The organism is Rhizobium sp. ZPR4 (assembly GCF_040215725.1).
Lineage (GTDB): Bacteria > Pseudomonadota > Alphaproteobacteria > Rhizobiales > Rhizobiaceae > Rhizobium > Rhizobium rhizogenes_D.
Genome location: NZ_CP157968.1, coordinates 805,130 through 827,731, shown reverse-complemented (window position 1 = coordinate 827,731; position 22,602 = coordinate 805,130). Strand labels below are relative to the sequence as shown.

General features: G+C 60.6%; 20 protein-coding genes. 9 read left to right on the top strand and 11 right to left on the bottom strand.

What is annotated here, in order from left to right; all coding sequences use genetic code 11:
• Positions 1-332: 332 nt before the first annotated feature.
• From ABOK31_RS23355 to ABOK31_RS23340, 4 genes are all read left to right on the top strand, one after another.
• Positions 333-1,235: a phosphatase PAP2 family protein gene (locus ABOK31_RS23355; protein ID WP_234910363.1), complete on the top strand. Its 903-nt coding sequence runs from the start codon at positions 333-335 to the stop codon at positions 1,233-1,235.
• Between the two features lie 174 nt (positions 1,236-1,409).
• The gene (locus ABOK31_RS23350) at positions 1,410-1,664 is read left to right on the top strand and encodes a hypothetical protein (protein WP_174182002.1); all 255 of its coding nucleotides are present in this window, start codon (positions 1,410-1,412) and stop codon (positions 1,662-1,664) included.
• Positions 1,665-1,894: 230 nt separating this feature from the next.
• On the top strand, positions 1,895-2,314 hold the full coding sequence (locus ABOK31_RS23345) for a thiol-disulfide oxidoreductase DCC family protein (RefSeq protein ID WP_174182000.1): 420 nt from the start codon (positions 1,895-1,897) through the stop codon (positions 2,312-2,314).
• Positions 2,272-3,936, top strand: coding sequence for a DUF4166 domain-containing protein (locus ABOK31_RS23340; protein WP_349961134.1), 1,665 nt, complete (start codon positions 2,272-2,274; stop codon positions 3,934-3,936). The genes ABOK31_RS23345 and ABOK31_RS23340 overlap by 43 nt, the downstream gene beginning before the upstream one ends.
• Before the next feature lie 78 nt (positions 3,937-4,014).
• Here the strand turns inward: ABOK31_RS23340 and leuA are convergent, their stop codons facing one another.
• Positions 4,015-5,688, bottom strand: coding sequence for a 2-isopropylmalate synthase (gene leuA, locus ABOK31_RS23335; protein WP_349961133.1), 1,674 nt, complete (start codon positions 5,686-5,688; stop codon positions 4,015-4,017).
• A 295-nt stretch (positions 5,689-5,983) separates the two neighbouring features.
• Between leuA and ABOK31_RS23330 the strand changes: the two genes are divergently transcribed.
• Entirely contained in the window at positions 5,984-6,808 is an 825-nt protein-coding gene (locus ABOK31_RS23330) for a helix-turn-helix transcriptional regulator (protein WP_349961131.1), read from the top strand.
• Here ABOK31_RS23330 and ABOK31_RS23325 read toward each other — a convergent pair whose 3' ends face one another.
• The 3 genes from ABOK31_RS23325 to ABOK31_RS23315 all read right to left on the bottom strand — a co-directional run bounded on the left by ABOK31_RS23325 (position 6,809) and on the right by ABOK31_RS23315 (position 10,346).
• Positions 6,809-7,366 (bottom strand): GNAT family protein, encoded by a 558-nt coding sequence (locus ABOK31_RS23325; RefSeq protein WP_174181992.1) that lies wholly within the window; start codon positions 7,364-7,366, stop codon positions 6,809-6,811. It abuts the gene before it with no gap.
• A 2-nt stretch (positions 7,367-7,368) separates the two neighbouring features.
• Entirely contained in the window at positions 7,369-8,442 is a 1,074-nt protein-coding gene (locus ABOK31_RS23320) for a serine hydrolase (RefSeq protein WP_349961130.1), read from the bottom strand.
• Positions 8,443-8,543: 101 nt separating this feature from the next.
• Positions 8,544-10,346, bottom strand: a complete 1,803-nt coding sequence (locus ABOK31_RS23315; RefSeq protein ID WP_349961129.1) for a diguanylate cyclase — start codon at positions 10,344-10,346, stop codon at positions 8,544-8,546.
• A 698-nt stretch (positions 10,347-11,044) separates the two neighbouring features.
• Between ABOK31_RS23315 and ABOK31_RS23310 the strand changes: the two genes are divergently transcribed.
• From ABOK31_RS23310 to ABOK31_RS23300, 3 genes are read left to right on the top strand one after another with little or no spacing between them, the layout of a single operon-like run.
• The gene (locus tag ABOK31_RS23310; RefSeq protein WP_349961127.1) at positions 11,045-12,535 is read left to right on the top strand and encodes a DUF4173 domain-containing protein; all 1,491 of its coding nucleotides are present in this window, start codon (positions 11,045-11,047) and stop codon (positions 12,533-12,535) included.
• Between the two features lie 45 nt (positions 12,536-12,580).
• Entirely contained in the window at positions 12,581-13,285 is a 705-nt protein-coding gene (locus tag ABOK31_RS23305; RefSeq protein ID WP_349961126.1) for a response regulator, read from the top strand.
• Positions 13,285-14,298, top strand: coding sequence for a HAMP domain-containing sensor histidine kinase (locus tag ABOK31_RS23300; RefSeq protein ID WP_349961124.1), 1,014 nt, complete (start codon positions 13,285-13,287; stop codon positions 14,296-14,298). The genes ABOK31_RS23305 and ABOK31_RS23300 overlap by 1 nt, the downstream gene beginning before the upstream one ends.
• A 96-nt stretch (positions 14,299-14,394) precedes the next feature.
• Here ABOK31_RS23300 and ABOK31_RS23295 read toward each other — a convergent pair whose 3' ends face one another.
• From ABOK31_RS23295 to ABOK31_RS23285, 3 genes are all read right to left on the bottom strand, one after another.
• The gene (locus ABOK31_RS23295; RefSeq protein ID WP_349961123.1) at positions 14,395-17,790 is read right to left on the bottom strand and encodes an acyl-[ACP]--phospholipid O-acyltransferase; all 3,396 of its coding nucleotides are present in this window, start codon (positions 17,788-17,790) and stop codon (positions 14,395-14,397) included.
• A gap of 90 nt (positions 17,791-17,880) precedes the next feature.
• The gene (locus tag ABOK31_RS23290) at positions 17,881-18,162 is read right to left on the bottom strand and encodes a YiaA/YiaB family inner membrane protein (protein WP_092845527.1); all 282 of its coding nucleotides are present in this window, start codon (positions 18,160-18,162) and stop codon (positions 17,881-17,883) included.
• Between the two features lie 44 nt (positions 18,163-18,206).
• Positions 18,207-18,896, bottom strand: a complete 690-nt coding sequence (locus ABOK31_RS23285) for a PspA/IM30 family protein (protein WP_349961122.1) — start codon at positions 18,894-18,896, stop codon at positions 18,207-18,209.
• A gap of 111 nt (positions 18,897-19,007) precedes the next feature.
• Here ABOK31_RS23285 and ABOK31_RS23280 point away from each other — a divergent pair, with 111 nt between their 5' ends.
• The gene (locus tag ABOK31_RS23280) at positions 19,008-19,628 is read left to right on the top strand and encodes a TetR-like C-terminal domain-containing protein (RefSeq protein ID WP_174181981.1); all 621 of its coding nucleotides are present in this window, start codon (positions 19,008-19,010) and stop codon (positions 19,626-19,628) included.
• Between the two features lie 3 nt (positions 19,629-19,631).
• On the opposite strand, the gene ABOK31_RS23275 is transcribed toward ABOK31_RS23280, so the two are convergent.
• From ABOK31_RS23275 to minC, 4 genes are read right to left on the bottom strand one after another with little or no spacing between them, the layout of a single operon-like run.
• A complete protein-coding gene (locus tag ABOK31_RS23275) occupies positions 19,632-20,669 on the bottom strand; it encodes a polysaccharide deacetylase family protein (protein ID WP_349961121.1) in 1,038 nt (345 codons plus the stop codon).
• Positions 20,670-20,720: 51 nt separating this feature from the next.
• Positions 20,721-20,981, bottom strand: coding sequence for a cell division topological specificity factor MinE (minE, locus tag ABOK31_RS23270; RefSeq protein WP_112344625.1), 261 nt, complete (start codon positions 20,979-20,981; stop codon positions 20,721-20,723).
• Positions 20,978-21,793 (bottom strand): septum site-determining protein MinD, encoded by an 816-nt coding sequence (gene minD / locus ABOK31_RS23265; RefSeq protein ID WP_112423347.1) that lies wholly within the window; start codon positions 21,791-21,793, stop codon positions 20,978-20,980. Before minD ends, minE begins: the two co-directional genes overlap by 4 nt.
• Positions 21,794-21,822: 29 nt before the next feature.
• On the bottom strand, positions 21,823-22,554 hold the full coding sequence (gene minC / locus ABOK31_RS23260; RefSeq protein ID WP_174181979.1) for a septum site-determining protein MinC: 732 nt from the start codon (positions 22,552-22,554) through the stop codon (positions 21,823-21,825).
• Between the last annotated feature and the right edge of the window lie 48 nt (positions 22,555-22,602).

Genomic DNA, 22,602 nt, shown 5'->3' with positions numbered 1-22,602 from the left:
TTCGTCCAAGATTGCGGGATTGAGCGGCTACCTTGTTGGCGGCACAGTTTTTTTCAACGCGACGCCTGTCTTCAGCCATAACTGCACATTTCGACAATCGAAGCCGACTGGCAGATATCGGGTATTGTTGCTTGTCATCCAAACAACCGAGATCTGACCCGCCAATCGCGACCTTTCAGGCGGCTGTCAGCGTGTTGCTGTAGCAGCTTTTTCCAAGGGAAAACGGAGCGGAAGGCGATTGGTGAGCCCAGCTCCACGAGCGGCTGTAGCGACAGCAATGGAAAGTCGGCTTTATGCAGGCATGGCAGCGAGGCCGAGAGGCCATAAAAGAAATGCTGGGGCGTTCCGCCGACACCGGTCGCAGGCGCATGGCTGGCGGCCTTCACTGCTTTTTCCGCACCCCGACCATTAAACCTCCTGCGAATCGCGCATTTCTCGAGCGCCCGATCGTTATCATCGCCATCTTCCTCGCCTTGTCATTGCTCGTCATGTGGACGGCCGATTATCCCTTGGGCATCTGGATGAAGTCGTTTCCCTCGCAGTTGCGTGGGACGGCGAAGTGGATCAGTAGCCTCGGCACCGGGCTTTTGGTACTCTCATTCAGTGGTGCACTGCTGATATTTGCAATCCTCGCGCCCGCACACAAGCTGCGGAAATCCATGCGAACGGGGGCAGATCTCATCGCCACCGCCGCCGCTTTCATCTTCCTGGCAGTCGCCGGCGGCGGCATTGTCGATTCGCTCGCCAAGAACATTATCGGCCGCGCCAGGCCGGAACTTCTGGATACGAATGGCGCCTTCTCATTCCGACCCTTCGCCTTCCACGCCGACTTCGCCTCCTTTCCCTCCGGACATTCGGCAACGGCCGGCGCCATGGCGATGTCGCTGGCGCTCGTCTTTCCTCGCCTTCGCCCTGTCTTCATGCCTATCGGCGTCCTGATCTGCCTGTCGCGGCAATGGGTCGGCGCGCATTGGGCAAGCGACACGCTGATGGGCTGGGGGGTCGGCGTCGCTTTTGCCCTGTGGCTGGCGCATGCATTCGCACGGCGGCGTCTCTTGTTTGCCTATGATACCAGCGGTCGCCTGTGCCCTGGGGAGCAATACAAGGCAATTCTGGCCGTGCTGCGCGCTTTGATCCGCCGTATGCCGATCATCGGCAAGAAAACGGTGCCTGCAGCAAAATCGTGCCCATCGCAGGCTCGCCTCGCATCCCGAGCCTTTGAAATTCGATCCTGATCCCGGGGCGAATATAGTTCTCCTGTATTGCCTGCCTGCTTCGGCGCTGCTGATGTCGGCCTTTCGTATCCGGATACAAAATCATCGCTATCCAGCGACGGATTTGCCTCTCGTCCCCGTTTAAGCGCTGAAGGGATAACAGCTTAAAGCTCTTCAAGGACGAATGAGGACATCATGAAAAAGATCATTTTGCTGGCTTTTGCCGCGGTCGCCTGTTTCGTTGCCATCTCGCCAGCCGAGGCTCGCGACGGATGCGGTATCGGCTTTCATCGCGGCCCCTACGGCTATTGCCGTCCGAACGGGCGGCCGGTGGTCGTCGTGCCCGCCGGCCCGGCTGTCGGCATCTTCTATCCCGGCCGTGGTTACTGGGATGGGCGTCGCTATTGGGTGCATCGCGAGTGGTGGCATGGTGGCTGGCGTTATCGCTAAGCCATTCTTCAGCGATGTGCGCGGTCCGATCTTGGGGATCGGGCCGCGTGCCAGCCGATAGATTAATCGGCATTCTTCCCTCGATCCATCCGCAGCCTGGCCCTGCCCTGCAAAGCTCTCGGTCTTTTATCAGTTTGGCATGACAGCCCATAGAAACGCGCAATTGACGGCGGCAATGCAACCGGTCAAAACTTCGGCCAGACCGGTTTACGGAAAACAACGCCGCCAGCATGAGCAAAAGCACTATCAGCGACTATCAAGGGCCGATCATCGTCTTCGACGCCATGTGCGTCCTGTGTACCGCCAACGCCCAGTTCGTGCTGCGCCATGACCATCTTGGCCGTTTTCGTCTTGCCTCCATGCAGAATGAAACCGGCATCGACCTCTATCGCCGCTGCGGCATGGACCCAGCCGATCCGGACAGCCTCATCATCGTGGACGGCACAATCGTGCTACGCGACAGCGACGCGGTGCTTGCCATCTATGCCGGCCTCGGCTGGCCTTGGAAGGCGATTTCCGTGCTGCGCATCGTGCCCCGTCTGCTGCGCAATCCGATCTATCACTGGCTTGCGCGCAATCGCTATCGCATCTTCGGCAAGCGGGAAACATGCTGGCTGCCGACACCAGAGCAGGCGAGCCGCATCCTTTGAAAAAAATCCTCGTTCTCGGTGGCTATGGCGGGTTCGGCGCGCGGCTGTCGCGGCGCCTTGCCGGCGACGGTTTCGAGGTTCTGGTCGCCGGACGCAATCTTGAAGCTGCAAAGGTACTCGCCGCTCGATTGCCAAATGCGATTGCGCTGCAAGCCGATCGAAATGGTGACATCGCGGAGATCCTCGGCAAGTATCAGCCCTTTCTGCTCATCGATGCGGCAGGCCCCTTTCAGCATAGTGACGACAGAGTGCCACGAGCCTGCATAAAGGCCGGCGTCCACTACATCGATCTTGCCGATGCGCGCGATTTCGCCGGCGCAATCGGCTCGCTTGACGGACAGGCAAAGACTGCCGGCGTCACCGTCATCTCGGGTGCGTCGAGCGTGCCGGCACTCTCCGGCGCCGTCGTTGCGGACCTTGTCAAGGACATGGAGGAGGTTCGTTCGATAGAAATGTCAATCAGCGCCTCCAATCGCGCGACCGCAGGCGCCTCGGTCGCATCGGCGATCCTGAGTTATGTCGGCAAACCGGTGCGGCTCTGGCGCGGCCGGCGCTGGCAGGATTCGACCGGCTGGCACATGCTGAAACGCGAAACCTATGCGGTCTCCGGCCATCGCCCTCTGCGCCGGCTGGTGGCGCTTGCCGACGTGCCGGATCACGACCTGCTGGTTGATGGCTTTGCCGAACGGCCCAGCGTCATCTTCCGGGCCGGACCCGAGTTTGCGTTTCAGACGCTGGCACTCTGGCTGCTGTCCTGGCCGGTCGCCTGGGGTTGGCTGACATCGCTCAGAAAGATCAGCCGCTTTCTGCTGCCGCTACAGGGCGTGACGGCACGGCTTGGCACAGCACGCTCGGCCTTCACGATCGAAGTGAAAGGGATCTGCCAGAGCACGATGCGAGCCCGCCGCTGGATCCTGATGGCCGAAAATGGCGATGGTGTGGAAATCCCCACTCTTCCGGCGCAACTGCTGGCGCGTGCCTTGCGCGACGGCCACCTTTCGCCCGGTGCCCGTCATGCGGGCGGACTCCTGTCGCTGGAGGATTTCCGGACATTGTTTCGCGATCTGGCAATCAGCGAGGAAAGGACGGAAGCACCCTACACGCCGCTTTACCAGCGCGTCATGGGCTCCGCATTCGCGCACCTTTCCGATCCTGTGCGCGCCATGCACGACGTCTTCGGCGATGGCGGCGCCAAGGGCGAGGCAGTCGTCACCCGCGGGCACTCACCCCTTGCCCGGCTGGTCGCGAAAGTATTCGGCTTTCCCGCAGCCGGGAAGCACGCGCTGCATGTGTCCTTTGAGGAATGCGATGGCGTCGAACAATGGACGCGGGACTTTTCCGGCCAGCGCTTTCTCAGCCATTTGAACGAAGAGAATGGCCACCTCGTCGAACGCTTCGGTCCCTTCCGCTTTTCGTTTGCTCTTCCCATGCGCGGCAACGGGCTCAGCATGGAGATGCGGCACTGGTCGTTCCTGCGCATTCCGCTGCCGCTCTTTCTGGCGCCCCGAAGCGTCGCCCTTGAATGGGCGGAGGATGATCGCTTCCAGTTCGACGTACCGATCGCCCTGCCGTTCATCGGCCTCGTCGTCCATTATCGAGGCTGGCTACAGCCAATCGAATGATCCGATCCGGCTTCCCCGCCTCAAGCCAGCAGCTACCGGCCGATTTGCGGCCGATAGCACGAGCGGAACGCACGATCGTCAGCCAGCCGCACTTGCGGCGCTTAAGACCGCCTTGACGGTTGCGGTTGCAACGTCGTCATCGATACCGACACCGAAGACCTGCGATCCGTCCGGTCGGACGCATTGCAGATAGGCGGCCGCTTTTGCATCGCTGCCGCGACGCAGTGCATGCTCCTGATAGTCCATGACGCTCAGCTCCACCCCGAAGGCTTCGGCAATCGCAGCATGCACTGCCGAGACGAGCCCGTTGCCGCGGCCGCTGACGGCAACATCCTGGTTGCCATGGCGAATCCGGCCGGTGAAAATGCGCTCCGCACCCGCACTCCTGCGGAAGCCGCCTTCGTAATCGACCAGCGCGAAGAACTTACCATCATCGACGTGATAGGCGTGGACGAAGACCTTCCAGATATCCCCGGCCGTCAGTTCGCGCTTGGTTTCATCGGCAAGGAGCTGCACCCGTTTGCTGAAATCGACCTGCATGGCGCGCGGCAGCTTCAGGCCCCTGTCCTGCTCGATCACCCAGACGACACCACCCTTGCCCGACTGGCTGTTGACGCGGATGACGGCCTCGTAGCTCTCGCCGATATCGGCGGGATCGACCGGCAGGTAAGGCATTTCCCAGACACCGTCATTGCGTCGCTTATGCGCGGCAAATCCCTTGCGGATGGCATCCTGATGCGAACCGGAAAAGGCCGTATACACGAGTTCGCCCCCGTAAGGGTGGCGCGGATGGATGGGCAGGCCGTTGCAATACTCCACCGTCTTCACGACATCGCGGATCGACGGAAAGGTCAGCTCGGGATCGATGCCCTGCGTATAGAGGTTCAGGGCCAGCGTCACCAGATCGACATTGCCGGTGCGCTCGCCATTGCCAAAAAGGCAACCTTCGACACGATCGGCGCCGGCCAGCAGCGCCTGTTCGGCCGAGGCCACCGCCGTCCCACGATCATTGTGGGGATGGACGCTGATGACGACGGCGTCGCGACGCGAAATATGGCGGCAGAACCATTCGATCTGGTCGGCATAGACGTTGGGCATCGCCACTTCCACCGTTGCCGGCAGGTTGAGGATGGCGGGACGCTCCGCAGTCGGCTGCCAGACATCGAGCACACGCTCGCAGATTTCGAGCGCGAAATCCGGCTCGGTGAAGCAGAAGGTTTCCGGCGAGTATTCGAAGGTCCAGTCGGTTTCCGGCTGCTTCAAGCTTTTTTGCAGCATTGTGGTAACGCCACTGATCGCGAGGTCGACGATCTCGTGCCGTTCCATACCGAAGACGACGCGGCGAAAGAGCGGTGCCGTGGCATTGTAGAGGTGGACGATCGCTTTGCGGGCACCGTTGAGGGATTCGAAGGTGCGGGCGATGAGATCGGCACGCGACTGGGTGAGCACCTGGATCGTCACATCCTCGGGAATGCGCTCCTCCTCGATCAGCGCACGCACGAAATCAAACTCGATCTGCGAGGCTGAGGGAAAGGCGACCTCGATCTCCTTGAATCCGGATGCAAGCAGCATGTCGTAGAAGCGCAGCTTGCGCTCGACATCCATGGGATTGGCAAGCGCCTGGTTGCCGTCGCGCAGATCCGTGGAAAGCCAGCGCGGTGCCTTGGCGAGGCGCTTGTTCGGCCATTGCCGATCCGGCAATTCGACGGGCGAGATGAAAGGGCGATATTTGGTTTCGGGATTCTTCAGCATGATCCGTTCCGTTGCATGTCGGTAAATTCGGGGAAAACGCGGACAGCAGCCTACGGTCGCCGGGATGCCGTCAGGCCCGACGACCGCGGCTAAGTCGCAGTGCAACAGAAAGCTGAAAGGACGTCGGTGCGCAGAGCGCAGCTGCGTTGTTCACCCGCACATGCAACGATGCGGCGGCAGCGCGATGCGGCCGATCAGATCGATGCAGATTGTGGGATGGGACGGACACGGGAGGAGAGATCCTGTTTGAACGGAACTCTAGGTTATCGTGAGGGATTTTGATATTCTCACGCGCATGGATCAATCATCGTCGCAAAAGGATCAAGCCTATCTGCAGCACGGCACCGATGTCGCTGAAGGCATCGCCGTCATCGCACATGACGATCGTCGCTTCACCAGTTCTCGCCACAGCCATAAGCAGGCACAGTTGCTCTACGCCGTCAGCGGTGTGATCTCCTTGACCACGGATAGCGGCACCTGGGTCGTACCGCCAAGCCGCGCGGTCTGGCTGCCGCCGCACCTTGAGCATGTGACGGCAAGCCATACGAGCGTTCAATTTCGTTCGCTGCTGATCGATGTCGAAGGCAAGGACACCCTGCCGAAAGAGTGCATGGTGGTGGAAGTCACCCCGCTTCTGCGCGAGCTCATCCTGCGGCTGGCCGGCCTCGTCGACAAACCGGATCACAAGAAGGTCGCGGAGGCGGTCATTCCGCTGCTGCTTCTTGAGCTCACCTTCCTGCCGGCCCAGCCGCTGAAGCTGCCGCTACCGAAACATCCGGCTCTTTCTGCTTTCTGCGAGATCGTGCTTGGCGATCTTGCAAGCACGACCTCGATCGAAGAGGCGGCCAAGGGGCTACATATGAGCCGGGCAACCCTTATGCGGCTGTTTCAGCGCGAAACGGGACTGAGCTTCGGCCGGTGGCGGCAGCAGGCACGCATGTTGAAGGCCCTCACCTTGCTTGCGGAAGGCCGGAGCGTTCTCGACGTCGCACTGGACTGCGGCTATGAGAGCCCAAGCGCCTTCTCGGCCATGTTCCGGCGCTCGCTCGGCCGCTCGCCTCGGGACTATTTTCAATCCACGACACCGCCCAATGAAACCGGTCAGGGGATTGACGGATAACTATCTCTGCTGGTCGCCAGCCAGGCAGCCGAACATGCGGAAATCATGGAAGGCCTCTTTGAATCGCGCCTTCTGCCGCAGCGTGCCCTCATATTGGAAGCCCGCCTTTTCCAGGACTCGGTCGGATGCGGTGTTTCCCGGCAATGTCCAGGCCTCGATGCGGTTCAGCGAGAAATCATCGAAGCCGCATCGGACGACAGCGCGTGCCGCCTCGCTCATCAGCCCCTTGCCCCAGGCGAAGGGATGCAGCTCATATCCGAGCTCGGCACACCTAGCACGCCTGTCGAAGCTGTTGAAGCGGATGGCGCCGAGCAAACGGCCTGAAACCCGATCCTCGATGATCCATGAGCAACCCGTTCCCTTGGGAAAGATTTTGATCATCCATCGCAGGGAGCGCTCGATCTGCGCCATCTTCGGCGCATCGACCCAATTCGAGAACCGCGTGACCTCCGGAATCGAAATCAGCGCATGGAAGTCGTCGCGGTCATCCATGCTCGGTTCGCGAAGCCGCAGCCGCTCGGTGAGAAGCACGGGAAACTCGGTTTTTGAAGACGCCATCGTCACGCTTTCAGGAGGTTGGCAAGAATGATCTCGCGCCAGACGCGGGTGGGCGTTATCCAGGCGTCCCATGAATTATACTTGCCGGAATAGATGACGGCGGCGATACCCGCATCAGGCATCAGCCAGAGCCTTTGCCCACCATTGCCGAAGCCGGCATACCACGGGCGCGGACCGTCAAACGCCGGCACCGGTGCATCGCCCGAAAACCACAATCTGCCATAGCTCAAACCGTCTCCGGTCGAAATTGCCGGCGCGAGGGATTGCGCGACCCACTCTTCCGAGACGATCCTCTTTCCGTTCCACACGCCCTTCTGAAGGAAAAGCATACCGATCTTCAACAGATCGGGGGCCGTGAGGCGCAAACCAGATGCTGATGACGCCACGCCGTCATGGCCGGCCGACCAGTAGAATTTCGCGATGTCGAGCGGCTCGAAGAGAACCTCACGCGCAAAATCGGGCAAGCGCTTGCCCGTGCCGCGCTCGATGATCGCTCCCACAAGCGCGACGCTGCCACCGGAGTAAATCCAACGCGTCCCGGGCTCAGCGACAATCGGACGCTCCAGAACGAAACGATATCGGTCCGGCGCATTCTCCATCGCAATTTCGCTGTTTAGCGGGTCGGTATAGGGGCGATCCTCGTCCCACTCCATCCCCAGCGTCATCGTCAGGGCGTGACCAACCGTGATCTTGGAGCGCGCAGGATCTCGGGCGAGATCGCCATATTCTGGGAACTGCTCATAAAGGAATGCGTCCGGCGACGATACCAATCCCCTGTCGAGCGCAATGCCATAAAGAAGACCGGCAATACTCTTGGTGACAGAGCGAAGATCGTGCAGCGTGTCCGCGTCGAAAGCGACATTCCCGAGCGGATCTCCCCAATTTTCGTCGGGGCCAGCGCCATAATATTCCAGGCATACCCGCCCGGAACGGGCGGCAAGCACGACATGCAGATCGCGCAGCAGGCCAGATTCGATACCGGCTTCAAACTTGCGGCGCAGCCCGGGATCAAAGCCCATGGCCTGCAAGGTTTCGTGATCGGGTGACAAGGGTGAAATGCTCTGCGTCACGGCCATGAAATCGCTTTCCTCCGTTATGCGACTTTCAGCTCAGGCTACAATCCAAGCATGTATTCAGCAAGACGGCTCCCAAGCGAGCGGGCACCTACCTTTCTGGCCTATCCCATCTTCACGTCGTCTTCCAGCGCGAGCGCGAATGCGGCCACGGTTCTGTTGCGGCCATTCAGCTTTGCTTTCAGCAAGGCGCCATCCGCGCGGTTGATCAGCGTCGTCGTCGGTCCGGAGGCTGGGGACGAGGCGATGCCGACGGAGACGGAAAGCGGGCCGACAATGCGCGCGCGATAAGAGAAGGGCGTGCTGAATACGCTCGTGCGCAGCATCTCGGCAAGAGCAAAGCCTTGCTCGTCGGCCATGTCGGTGGCGATAACAGTCAACTCCTCGCCGCCGAAGCGGTAGACCGTGCCGGCTTCACCAACCGTGTCCGCGACGATCTGCCCGACATGCCGCAGCACCTCGTCGCCGGCGTCATGGCCGAATTCATCGTTGAAACGCTTGAAGTGATCGATGTCGATCATCATGCAGATGACCGTGCGGGCGGATTGATCCCTGTGAAGATTGTTGAGCGCCTCGTCCAGCGAGCGCCTGTTGAGCAGGCCCGTCAGCGCATCGCGCACGGCAAGATTGATCAACCGGTCGCGCAGTTGCAGGTTCGCGATCGCAAGACCGATATTCTCGGCGATCAGCTCCAGATAGAGCCGCGGCGCATCGGCGGCCGTCGCATCCTTCGTGCGGTCCTCGAAGTAAAGCAGGCCGATTGCTTCGCCGAGCGCGGTCAGGGGAACGCAAAGACCGGGCACGCCGGAGTGATCCAGATGCTGGCAGGGAATGTCGGTGTCGGCCACATGGCTGACATGCGGGCGACCGCGACGCAGACCCCAGCAGGCGGAAGCGGCAAAGGAAGGCTCGGTATGCTCTGGCTCCAGCCACCGGCTGACTTCGCTCAGCACCGTCCTGCTTTCATTCATCGTGTAGAGGCATCCCGCGACGCCGGGAAAGATCTGCGGCACGAAAAGCGCGACGACTTCGGCGAGCTCTTTCTGGGCGTAGCAGGCCTGCAGGCGGTGCATCATCTGCAGAATGAGATCCTTCGTCTCCAGATCGCGCTTGCGCTCGGCGTCGAGACGGTTTCGCTCCAGGCCGTTCTCGCGAAAGATCTGTATAGCGTCGTTCATCTCGCCGATCTCGTCACGGCGGCGGTCGGTCGGCACCTCGACGGCATAATCCTGCTTTGCCAGACGATTGACGATGCCGGTCATGCGCACCAGCGGCAGCGCGACCCGGCGCCGCAATATGAAATAGAGCACCCCGAGGAATATCACAGCGGTCAAGGCCAGCATCACTTTGGCAATATTGGCCCAGAGATCGCTGCGTGCCTGCGCGGAACGGAAGGTTGCCTCGGTGCGGGTTGTCGTCAGAGCGCGAAACTGATTGACGCTGTTGAGGAGCGCGGTCTGGACGCGCTCGTGCTCGGGACCGAACAGCGTGTCGCGCGCACCGGTCTGATTGCCGCCTGTATAGGCGGCAACCGCCGCTTCCTCCACCTTATCGAGCGCCTGCGCATTGACCGCCACCTCCTCGACGACCTGAAGTTCGGCATCAGGAAGGCCGAGACTGCGAAGCGCATTGATCGCGGTATCGCGGCGGCGCTCTTCGCCCTCATCGACAGTAAAGGCATCCAGATGCCTCTCCTCGCCGCGCATGACATAGAGACGAGCTTCGTCGGTCGTCTCCTCGGCGCCGAGCGCAAGCTCCTCGCCCATGCTGTTCAGCAACAGGTGCTGCTCCACCGCCTGCCGTTCCTGCGTAGCGCTTCGCGCCGAGAGAATGAATGCCACAGCAGACAGCACGGTCAGGACCACGGTGATGCCGTAGGCCCAATTCGTAATTGTGGTAATTCTCATCTGCGGTCCTCTGCGCCTTTTTCAGGCACTCCTAAATTGCATGCCTTGTCGAGCCCTCAGTTATGACATCCAGCCACGGGATCAAGCGAGAATATGCAGCGTGGAAGGCTTATTCCAGGCACAGGCACGAACCCTCGTTTGCATCCTACGGCGCGGAGAGCTGTGGGCGTCGCGGTCTTCTGACGGGAACCCCGGTTGCGGCTGAGCCGCCGCTCCCGAGATTCCCGGCTGTCGTCAGGGGTGAGTACGACAGCCGTGTCAACAAATCGATTTTCAGACCGGCAATCCATAGGCTGACTGGAAGCTGGGAAACATAAGATTAAGTTCCACAAGTGACTGCCCCATTTCGAGACATCTTTCACCCAATGCTAAAATTTATCCTGTCAAGATTAGCCTTGTCTGCGGCACTTGTTGTTCAGATCTCATACAAGAGCGATGATTTGAACTTTCCAACTTAACCCATTTTCCTGAATAGCTCCTCGGGTTCTGCACAGATTCTGCAAAGACGGGCGCCATCGTTGCGCCATGAACAACACGCCCGAGACAATCACAGCTCCGCCCGTCCGCCTGCCACACAGCCTTCTCAAGGAAGGCTGGTGGCTCAAGGACGATCGTCATCCTCAAGCCGATCCGCCGGCTCAAGGGGCCAAGATCATACCCTTCGCCTTCGCCGAACATCTCGCACGGAGCCGATACCGATGAGCCTGTCCGATACACCAGCCCTTCCCACAAACTCCGCAAACTCCACAAGCAGCTCCAATCGCAAACTCCTCACATTCATTGTCCTTATCGCATTGGCCGACCTTCTGCTTTTCGACAGGGAGCCCGGCCTCAATCTTTTTGTCTTCACCAATGCCATTGCCGCAGGACTGCTCATCTCCTCGAGAAAAAGGCAATCCATTCCAAAAATCGCGGTGCTTGTCGCCCTCGGCCTTGTCGCGTCCGTGCCGCTTACCGAGGCCTCCTCCTGGATGGGCATCGCAATCAGCTTTCTCGGCCTTTGCCTGATCTCACTCGGCGCGGGCGGATTGATCCCCTCGCAATGGATCCGCCTGCCGCTCGTGCTACTCCGCTTCCTCCTCGACGTGCCGGCGCGGCCTTTCCGCCGCGCGAGCTATCGCTGGCTGCAACGCCTGCAAAAGCCGTCACCGCGCGGCGTCCGGCATCATCTTCGCAACTGGATCATACCACTGATTTTTGCCGCCGGCTTTCTTGCCCTCTTCGCAGCCGCCAATCCGCTGATCGAAAAGACGCTGCGCAGCATCGACCTTACCTTCCTGCTGCAATTGCTCGACGCATGGCGCATCGGCTTCTGGCTTGTCGTTGCAGCCTTCCTGTCCCTGCTGCTTCGTCCACGCCTGATGCGCCGCCGCTCTCGCCGACGCGATGTGCCTGATATTGTCACCGGAGCCGAAGACGTGCTGTTCGGCCATGGTGCGTTGCTGCGTTCGCTCATCGTCTTCAATGCGTTGTTTGCCGTGCAAACGCTGCTCGATCTCACCTATCTCTGGGGCGGCGCCAGCCTGCCCGATGGCATGACTCATGCCGAATATGCCCATCGCGGTGCCTATCCACTGATGCTGACAGCAATCCTCGCTGCCATCTTCGTGCTTGCCGCCATGCGGCGCGGCGGCCCGGGCGACAGAAGTCCGCTGCTTCGCGGCCTGGTGCATCTGTGGATCGCGCAGAACATCTTGCTTTGCCTTTCCTCCATTCTGCGTCTCGATCTCTATGTCGAAGTCTATTCGCTGACGGAGCTGCGGGTTGCGGCCGGCATATGGATAGGCCTCGTTGCGATCGGCCTCTTTCTCATCCTCCTGCGCATCCTGCTTCGCCGCTCCAACGAATGGCTGATCGCACTCAGTTCGGCGATGCTCGTCGTCACGCTCTATGCCGCCGCGCTGATCGACATTCCAGCCTTCATCGCCCGCTTCAATGTTGCCCACAGCCGCGAGATATCGGGCGAAGGCATCGTCCTCGACCTTGACTATCTCTCGACACTCGGGCCTGCGGCCATCCCGGCACTCGACACCTATCTCATATCGCTGCCTGCCGACACCGAAGCCCGCAAAGTGCGTGAAGCACTTTTCTGGCAGCATGTCGGACGCTCGCACGATTGGCGCAGCTGGACATATCGCGACGCCCGCCTCGACGCTTACCTCAAAAATGATGCAACCCTTGTCAGATGAGGCGGAAACGAAGACAAAGAGCGGAATAACCAAAACAGGCATCGCATGGCACAGCGCATCCTCGTCGCCGACGACGAACCCAATATCCGCGACGTGATCTGCTTCGCGCTCGACCGCGCCGGCATGAAGACGACGACCGCGCGCAACGGTACCGAGGCCATGATGGCCTTTCACAAGGGCGGTCTTGATCTCATCGTCCTTGATGTCGGCATGCCTGAGATGGATGGGCTGGAGGTTTGTCGGCGCATTCGCAAGACATCGAACCTTCCGATCCTCTTCCTCTCGGCGCGCGACGAAGAGATCGACAGGATTTTGGGCCTGGAAATCGGCGGCGACGATTACGTCACCAAACCCTTCAGCCCGCGCGAACTGGTCGCGCGGGTCAGGACCATCCTGAAGCGTAGCGGCCATGGCTCGGAGCCGGATGCGACCAACGATTCCGTTTCCGTGGGATCGCTGCGGCTCAATCGTGGCGGCCGCACGGCGAGTTTCGCCGATACACCGCTCACCCTGACCGCCCTCGAATTTGCGATCCTCGACACGTTGCTGTCGCGTCCCGAGATCGTCTTCAGCCGCGATCAGCTGATGGAAGCGGCTTATGGTGCCGACATGCAGGTCGCCGACCGCACCATAGACAGCCATATCCGCAATCTCCGCGCCAAGCTTTCGGCCGCCGGCGGCAAGGGCATCATCGCCACGGTGCATGGGATCGGCTTCAAGCTGACATCAGCCGCAGAAGGAGCCGCCTGATGCGAGCGCCGCGGGTGAAGCCGAAATGGCGGCCGCCGCTCGCCCTCATCGTCTATGCGGTGCTTCTGACCGTGATGATGCTGCCGGTGTTGACCGTCATCTGGTTTCGCGTCGTGCGCGCCGCCTCAGGCGCGATGGCGCCGGCCGAGATTGCCACCCTCGCCGCCGTTCTGATCCTGACCTTGGTCGTCGCCTATGTGCTGACGCGCACGCTGACGGTGCCGATCAACGCATTGATCGCGCGCACGGACGAGATCGCCCGCGGCGGACGATCCGCAATCCGGCCGCTCGAAATCTACGGCACGCGCGAGGTCGCAACCCTTTCGCAGAGCTTTCTCGATCTCGCCGGCAAGCTGGTCGATCATTCCGACTACGTCCGTTCCTTCGCCGCCCATGTCTCGCACGAGCTGAAATCGCCGCTCACCTCGATCAAGGGAGCGGCAGAACTGCTGCGTGACGATGACGACGGCAATCCGATGAGCCCGGAGCAGCGCAACCGCTTCCTTGCAAACATCATCGCCGACACCGAGCGGCTGGACCGGCTGCTGTCGCGCCTGCGCGAATTGGCCAAAGCCGAGCTGCCATCCGAACAGGCCTCCAGCAGTCTCGGCGATATCATTGCCCAGCTGAAGATGCAGTTTCGCCCATTGGCCATCAGCGATGAAGGCAGCGCCGACAAGATGCTGTCGCTGCCCGGCGAGGCAGCCGGCATCATCTTTGCCAATCTGGCAGAGAATGCGTTTCAGAACGGCGCTACGACCGTTGCGATCAAGGCAAGCAGCGAAGGGAGAAAGATGACGATCCAGATGCGCGACAATGGGCACGGAATTGCCGACGGCAATCGGGATCGCATCTTTGAACCCTTCTTCTCGACGCGACGCGACAATGGCGGCACGGGCATGGGCCTCGGGATCGTCCGCGCGATGCTCGCTTCGCATGGCGGCAGCATCGAGCTGCTGGATACGAGCAAGGACGGCACGGCATTTCGGATCGTTCTGCCGTGCATTGCCTGAAACGGAATTGCGGCGACGTGCTATGATCTTGCTGAGACAACAAAAAGCGGCCGATAGCTGATGCCACCGGCCGCTTTTGCTATTCAGGAGGGCAGCTTACGCCGCCTGTGACTGCGCTTGAGCTTCCAAGGCCATGGCACGCGCCGTGACGAAATCGACCTTGCCGGAGCCGAGAACCGGCACCTTGCCGACCGTCACTTCGGCGGGAACCATCATTTCCGTAGCACCCTTGGATTTGGCAAAGGCGAGGAAGTCGCTTCGCGTGGCGTTCGGCGCATCGGTCAGGAGCACGAGACGTTCGCCCTTCTTGGCGTCAGGCACGGCCGAGACGACGCTGAGAGCACCTGGCCAGAACTGTGCGGCAAGGGTTTCCACCGCGGCAAGCGAGATCATCTCGCCGCCAATCTTGGCGAAGCGCTTGGCACGGCCGCGGATCTTGACGAAACCGTCCTCGTCGATGGTGACGATGTCGCCGGTATCGTGCCAGCCTTCCGGCAGGGGTTCGAGGACACCGGGATTGTCGGCGCGCAGGTAGCCGGCCATCACATTGGCGCCACGGATCATAAGCCGGCCGCCTTCGTCGATGCCGGGAACCGGCTCGAGCTTCCATTCCATGCCGGGCATGATCTTGCCGACCGTTCCCGTGCGGTTGTACATCGGCGTGTTCAGCGAGATCACCGGGGCAGCCTCGGTGACGCCATAGCCTTCCAGAATGCGCAGACCGAATTTCTCCATATAGACCTCGCGGGTCGATGCCTTCACCGGCTCGGCGCCCGAGAAGATATAGCGGATCGATCTCAGGTCATAAGGATGAGCGGTGCGGGCATAGCCGTTCAGGAACGTATCCGTGCCGAAGACGATGGTGGCGTTCGACACATAGATCAGCTCCGGCACGATGCGATAGTGCAGCGGCGACGGATAGAAGAACACCGGCACGCCCGAGACCAGCGGCAGGATCGTACCTGCCGTCAGGCCGAAGGAGTGGAACATCGGCAGGATGTTGAACACCTTGTCGCCGGGGTGGAAGTCGATGCGCGAAGCTGCCTGGGCCGCGTTCGACAGGATATTGCGGTGGCTCAGCACCACGCCCTTCGGCGCCCCTTCGGAACCGGAGGTGAAAAGGATGACGGCCGGATCGTCGGCACTGCGCTTCACCAGCGGCCGATACTTGCGCATGAGGCCGGCGATCTTATTGAGGAAGGTCACCTGCGTGCGCAGCTCATCCAGCCAGACGAACGTAACCTGCTTTTCCAACTCTTCGACCACCGGGCCGAGTTTGGCCTGCGTGATGAAAGCGCGCGAGCAGAGCACATGCTTGACCTCGGCCGTCCGGCAGGCGGACAGAATGTTGGCCGCGCCCGCCGTGAAGTTCAGCATGGCCGGAACCTTGCCCGCCGACATGACGCCAAGGACGGTCGCAGCCGTGCCGTTGGCATTCGGCAGCATGACGCCCAGCGTCTTTTCGTTCGGAAACATCTTCTTGAACTTCGCGCCCAGCACGGCAGCACCGGTCAGGAGCTTGGCATAGGAGAGCTTGCCGGCAATCGGGTCCTCGACGGCGAGTTTCTTGCCACCGAATTCGTGAGCGCTTTCGATGACGCGGCCGAGAACCGTATTGTTCGTGTCGGCGGTGCGGAACATCAGGGTCGACATGATCTGATAGAGAGCGGCACCGGCAGCAATGCGCCGCTTTCTGCCCTTGAGTTCTGCGGGGACATCGAGCTTGACCGGCTCGAGGATCGTCACCTTGACCTTGGGGAAGAGGCGGCGGCGAACATGGCTCGACGTCAGGTAGGAGGCATAGCTCTTTTCCAGACCGTCGATGCGCACGGGCACGATCATCGCGCCGGTCTTGTCGGCGACCATGGCGGCGCCGTCATAGACCTTCATCAGCGTGCCCGTCACGGTCAGACGTCCCTCGGGGAAGATGCCGACCGGGCTGCCATCCTGGATGACCTTGATCAGCGAGCGCGTCGCCATCGGCTTGGTCGGGTCGAGCGGCAGGAACTTGCACATCTTCAAAAGCGGCCGCACCCACCATTTCTTGGCGAATGCCGTGTCGATGGCAAAGACGGGCTCTTCCTCGGTGATGGCAAGCGCCAGAGCACCGTCCAGCAGGCTCACATGGTTGAGCGCGATAATCGGCGCGGGGCCGGCCTTGCGGATGTTTTCCAGACCTTCGACTTCGAGCCGCATAAAGGCGCGGAAGATGATGGAGATGAGATCGCGGAAGGCATTGGTCGGCAGCATTTTCAGCATCAGCCAGGCGATCGCGATGTTGAGCACGGAGATGGTGAGGATGATGACCGGGATCGACAGACCCACGGCCTGAAGCACGGCCACAAGCGCCAGGCCCACCGCTATGAAGAGAGCGGAGAGCACATTCGATGCGCCGATGACGCGGGCGCGGCGATCCTCGTTTGCCCAGCTCTGCATGGCCGAGAAGGTTGGAACAGCCAGGAAGGCACCGCCGATCGCCATGCCGGCGAGATCGATGGCGACGCGGATGGTCTTCGGTCCGGCGAAGAAGGCAAGGATGGTTTCGGCGTGGCTGGTCGACTGCAGGCCCCAGAGGTTCCAGGCGAGATCGAGGCCGAAGAGCGCGACGATCAACATGCCGATCGGCGCTGGCAAAAGCACGATGCGGCCGGCAGCCATCCATCCGGCAATGGCCGAGCCGATGGCGACCGAGATGGCAAAGATCGCCAGATAGGCGGGAACGACGATTTCCGAGCCGCCGAGAATATCGGTGACCATGACCGGCAGCATCGACATGATGAAGGCACCGACGAACCAGAACCAGCAGTTCATCAGCGAGGCGCGCCAGATGCGGCTATCGGCACGAAGCTCGTTGACCAGCCGATGGCTGGAACGCACGACATTCTTATCGACGACGAGATCAGGCGCCTTGGAACCGGTCGAGGGGATCATGCGGGCGGCAAACCAGCAGAGGATGGAAAGCCCCATCATCATCGGTCCGAAGATCCAGACATTCTCGCCCTCACGGAAGGCGACGGCTGCAACCATGGTGCCGGTGAGAATGGCAATGAAGGTGCCGCCCTCGATCCAGGCGTTGGCCTTGGGAAGATCTCGGCTTTGCAGGTGATCCGGCAGGATGCCGTATTTGATCGGCCCGAAGAGCGAGGAAATGACGCCGAAGCCAAAGAGGGCGAGCATCAATATCCAGATGGAGGAGAAGGCGATGCCGACGACGGAGATCGCCGCCACGCCAAGCTCGCAGCGCTTCAAAAGCTCCGCCATCTTGGCCTTGTCGTATTTGTCGGCGAGCTCACCGGCAATCGCCGACAGCAGCAGGAACGGCACGATGAAGATGCCGCCGGCAAGCGTCACCAGGGCCGCACCCTCCGTCGCCATCTGCGCGAGGATGACGAAAACCAGGGTCTGCTTGAGAAAATTATCATTGAAGGCAGTCAGGAACTGCGTCCAGAACAGTGGCGCGAACTTCCTCGATCTCATCAGGTGCGTTTGCATGGCGTATCCCTCATTCAGCCAACAAGACGCCACAGAGTTGTTACGCAAAGGTTGAGCGCGGATACAACTCTGCAGCGTCGTTAATAAAGATTAGTCCTGACCGTCACGATTGAACTTAACCAGAAGCTTTTCCGTGCGGGCATCCTCGACCTTGCGGATCAGCTTGTCGGCTTCGGAATTGTCGCGAACCGTCTTGGTCACGTTGACCGTGGTTTGTACCAGCATCAGGATGCCCATGGCGAGATAGCCTTTACCCCAGAGATCGATCGGCATCATGTAGAGGCCGACGAAGAGCATAAAGGCGGCGGCGGCAAAAGAGATGTAGGAAAAGCTGACCCAAGCCTGGGAATGTTTCTGGAAGCTGTCGTTCATGATCGTATCCTCTCAATTATCTAACGTGTTTGATGTGTTCGTTTTCAGGCTGCTGAATTCATGCGCTCGCGCAGGCGGGCAAGCACATCGTCGGGCGATGGGCCGAGCGGTGCGCCGCAGCCGGCATTGGCGAGTTTTTCGATGATATGTGCCTGCCGGCTTGCCGCGTCCATTTCCTTCATGGCCGAGGCTGCAATCTCGCAGCGGCTCTGATAGGCCTGAAGACGGGCAAGCGTTTCCTCGGCGTCATCGAGCGTCGCAAGGCCGGAATTGTCGTCGCAGGCGGCATTCAATTTCTGTGTCTGCTGCGTTGCGCGCGCCAGACGCTCGCCGCGCTGCAATTCCTGCAGCCGCGCTTCCGATATACGAACCGTTGCCTTCAGCTTGCCGATCGTCTGGGTGAACTGCGCCTGCGCCTTCCCGGATGCATCGCGCTCGGCTTCGAGCTGGGCGATCGCCTCGGCCGCCTCCCGCGCCAGCTCGTCACTGCCTTTCTGCAGGGCGGCAACAGCGCGTGTTTCCAGATCCGCAATGCGGCCGGCAATCGCTGCATGCCGGTTCTTTTCCTGCTCATTCTGCGCGATGGCAATCGCCACTGCCCGCCGCGCCGACTGAATGGCGTTGGCCGCCTCGCGGATCTGCTGCGCCAGCAGAGACACCGCATTCCGATCGATGAACGCCTGCTCCGCATCGAAGGCCCGACCGCGAATGAGCGTCAGAATTGAATTGAACATTTGTCGTCTCCCGTTTATGAACGATGTTCACGAAACGATGTATGCCAGAATCATGAACATCGTTCAAGAAAAATTTTGAACGACGTTCAAAAAATCGAATTGGAATCGACAATGGCGAGAAAAACCCTGGAAAAGCGCGAGGATCTGAAGCTCAGGCTGATCGAGGCGGCGCGCAATCGCATCGCGGCCGACGGGCTCTCAAACCTCAGGGCGCGCGATGTCACGCAGGATGTCGGCTGTGCTCTTGGCGGTCTTTATACCGTCTTTGCCGATCTCGACGATCTGGTCATCCACGTCAATTCCGCAACGTTGAAGGGGCTTGAAGCCTCCCTGACGTTGGCGGAGGTTCGGGATCACACGCCGACGGATCGCCTGCGCAACCTCGCGCGCGGCTATCTGCGGTTTGCAGTCACGCACCGAAATCTATGGAAGGCACTTTTCGATCATCGGCCGCCGGATGATCGTCCGAGCCCGGAATGGCATCTCGAAGAACATATGTTCCTGATGGGTGTCATTGCCGAGCCGCTGGCCGAATTGCAGCCGAACATGTCGGAGACGGCACGCGCCATCCGCGCGAGAACCCTGTTCGGCGCCGTGCATGGCGTCGTCAGCATCAGCCTCGAAGGACGGTTCGTCGGTCTGCCGATCGAAAGCCTGGAACGGGAACTGGACGATTTCATCCTGACGGTCGCGGCCGGCGCTGCCGCAAGACAAGGTCAGCCGGAACTATAGCGCTCACGGGCTCGAGGACGCATAATTCCGGATGTCGCCGAAAGCGTAGCCGCGATCACGCAGCTTGCGGATCAGCGACTGCAGGTTTTCACGGCCGTTGAACTGATCTTGAAACATCTGGTCGTGCATGAGCAGAATCATCTTTCCGCGCTGCGTGAAGCGACCATATTGGAACAGATGGTCGATCTCATTGACGAGATGATCCACCGATTGGACAGGCTTACCGTCGTCGCTGTGCACCCATTCGAAATCCCAGCCGTAGAGATAGAACCCCGCCTCGGCGACGAGCTCGTAGTCCAGCCATTCGCGCTCCCATTGAGCGACATTGATGGAGAGATCCTCTCTCGATACGGTCGGAAGCCGAAAGACGTCCCTGCCCGGCAACCGCGCGTTCACGATCGGCGTCAAGCCGAGCACCTCGTTGGCGTGCAGCATATCGGCAACCACGGCCTGAGTGTTGGAATAGTATCGCCTGTAGCGGTTGTTGGCGTGGCTGTAGCTGTGATTGCCGACCGTCACCAGCGGCATCGCTTTAGCTTCGGCTAGGAGATCGCGACCGGCAGGGCTGGTTTCCACATGCAAGCCGACCATGAACACGGCAGCAGGAACATTCTCCTCTCTCAGCACAGAAAGGATGTTCTTCGTTCCCGGCAGGGGACCATCATCGAATGTCAGGTAGATCGTCTTGTCCGCCGCCTGCGCGGAGATGGCGCAGGCAACAGCAAAGATGCCGGCGAGCAGCCATCTCAAGACCGCATTCCATTGATGACTCAATCCGCCCAAGCCAGCCGCCTCCCGCATGATCGCTGCAAACTGGCATATCGCATTGGACAAGAAAAGCGCCGCGAACGCGACAAAAGCAAAGGGCGCTCTACCCATTTCTGGGGAGCGCCCTTGCTTTTTTAACCCGGACAGCGAACACCGGCTCGACACAGAAATATCAGCGCGGCAGGCCATCGTTACAGGTGATGGCGTGCAAATAATAGCGAATCGCCGTCTTTGCAAGGGTAAACTTCGAAAAAACTCGAAGTTCTGCCACATGGGGAAACCACGTGGCATCATTCGCACATAGGAGCGGCGCCTTGGCGGCCGTCAGGCCGCCTTCAAGGCCGCATCGCGCGGGATCTCGACGTCGATCTCCAGCATGGAGACGTCCTTGTCGCGATCCATCTTCACCTGCACCTTGTCACGATCGACCTGTACATGCTTGGCGATGACGGCGAGGATTTCCTCCCGCAGCACGGATACCAGATCCGAACCTACAGAGGCGCGTTCGTGGGCAAGGAGGATCTGCAGGCGCTCGCGCGCCATCGGTGCAGATCTCTGCTTGCGGAACAGTCCGAAAATGCTCATGCGGCCCTCCTTGCAAAGATTTTGCCGAAGATACCCCGCTTTTCGCCGGGGATGGTGATCGGCACCTGCTCGCCGGCAAGACGGCGTGCTGCTTCGAAATAGGCAAGCGATGGCGCGCAGCGCGCATCGGCAAGCGTAACCGGCGAGCCGAGGTTGGAGGCGCGCAGGACGTCGGTGCTTTCCGGAATGATGCCGAGCAGCGGGATGGAGAGGATCTCCAGCACATCGTCGACCTTCAGCATATCGCCGCGTTCGGCACGGCTGGCGTCGAAGCGAGTCAGCAACAGGTGCTTTTCCATGCGCTCGCCACGCTCTGCCTTCAGTGTCTTGGAGTCCAGCAGGCCGATGATACGATCGGAATCGCGCACCGACGAGACTTCCGGATTGGTGACGACGACGGCGACGTCGGCATGGCGCATGGCAAGCGTTGCGCCGCGCTCGATGCCCGCCGGGCTGTCGCAGATGACCCAATCGAAGTAGTTCTTGAGTTCATTGATGACGCGCTCGACACCCTCGGGTGTCAGATTGTCCTTGTCGCGGGTCTGCGAAGCCGGCAGGAGGAAGAGCGTCTCCAGCCGCTTGTCGCGGATCAGCGCCTGCGGCAGCTTGGCATCGCCGTGAATGACGTTGACGAGGTCATAGACCACGCGGCGTTCCGCGCCCATGACCAGATCGAGATTGCGCAGGCCGACGTCGAAATCGACCACGACGACCTTTTCGTTTCTCTGTGCCAGAGCCGCCCCCAATGCGGCCGTCGAAGTCGTCTTTCCAACTCCGCCCTTGCCTGATGTGACGACGATTACCTTGCCCATCTTGCTCTCCTGTTTTGGCCGGCTTCGGCTCAGATTAGTTTTTCGGCCATGATCGTTTCACCATCCAGCCAGAGCTGGACGGCTTGTCCCCTGAGGCCGGGTGATACGTCTTCCGCCATCTTGTAAATTCCATCGATCGCCAAAAGCTCGGCCTCGAGCTTGCGGCAGAAGATTCGCGCCGAGGCATTGCCGATCGAGCCCGCCATGGCACGACCACGCAGGGCGCCATAGATGTGGACCGATCCGCCGGCGATGACCTCCGCCCCGGATGCGACCGAACCGATGATGGTGACATCGCCTTCCGGAAAGATCACCGACTGACCGGAACGCACCGGCTCGCGGATGATCAGAGACTGCGTCACCGGCCGGATTTCCGGCGGCGGCGCCTTGGGCTCGCTGTTTCGGCGCTCCACGACCGGCTCGGCCTCGGAGACCTCGAAATCGGCTGCCGGACGCCCACCCTTCAGGATCGGCGGCATCCCCGGTCCGGCGATCGACGGACGGCCGCCCTCGATGCCCATGATGCTGACGTTGCGCGCCGAAAGCTCAGCGATCAGCTCCTTGAGCTGCGCCTTGTCGATCGGCAGGTCGGTTATATCGAGGACGACCGGCCGGCCTAGAAAGAAGCCGGCCGAACGGGCTGCGAGGTCGTCAAGCCTGATCAACCACTGATCCAGCGGAAGATCCGGCGAAAGCATGACCGCAAGAAAGGAGCGGCCCTTGATACGGATCGAACGAGCGTCTGTTAGCACTTTGGTCATCTATGTGAATAAATCGTTGATCTTGTGTACCGTTGATATGGTTAACAA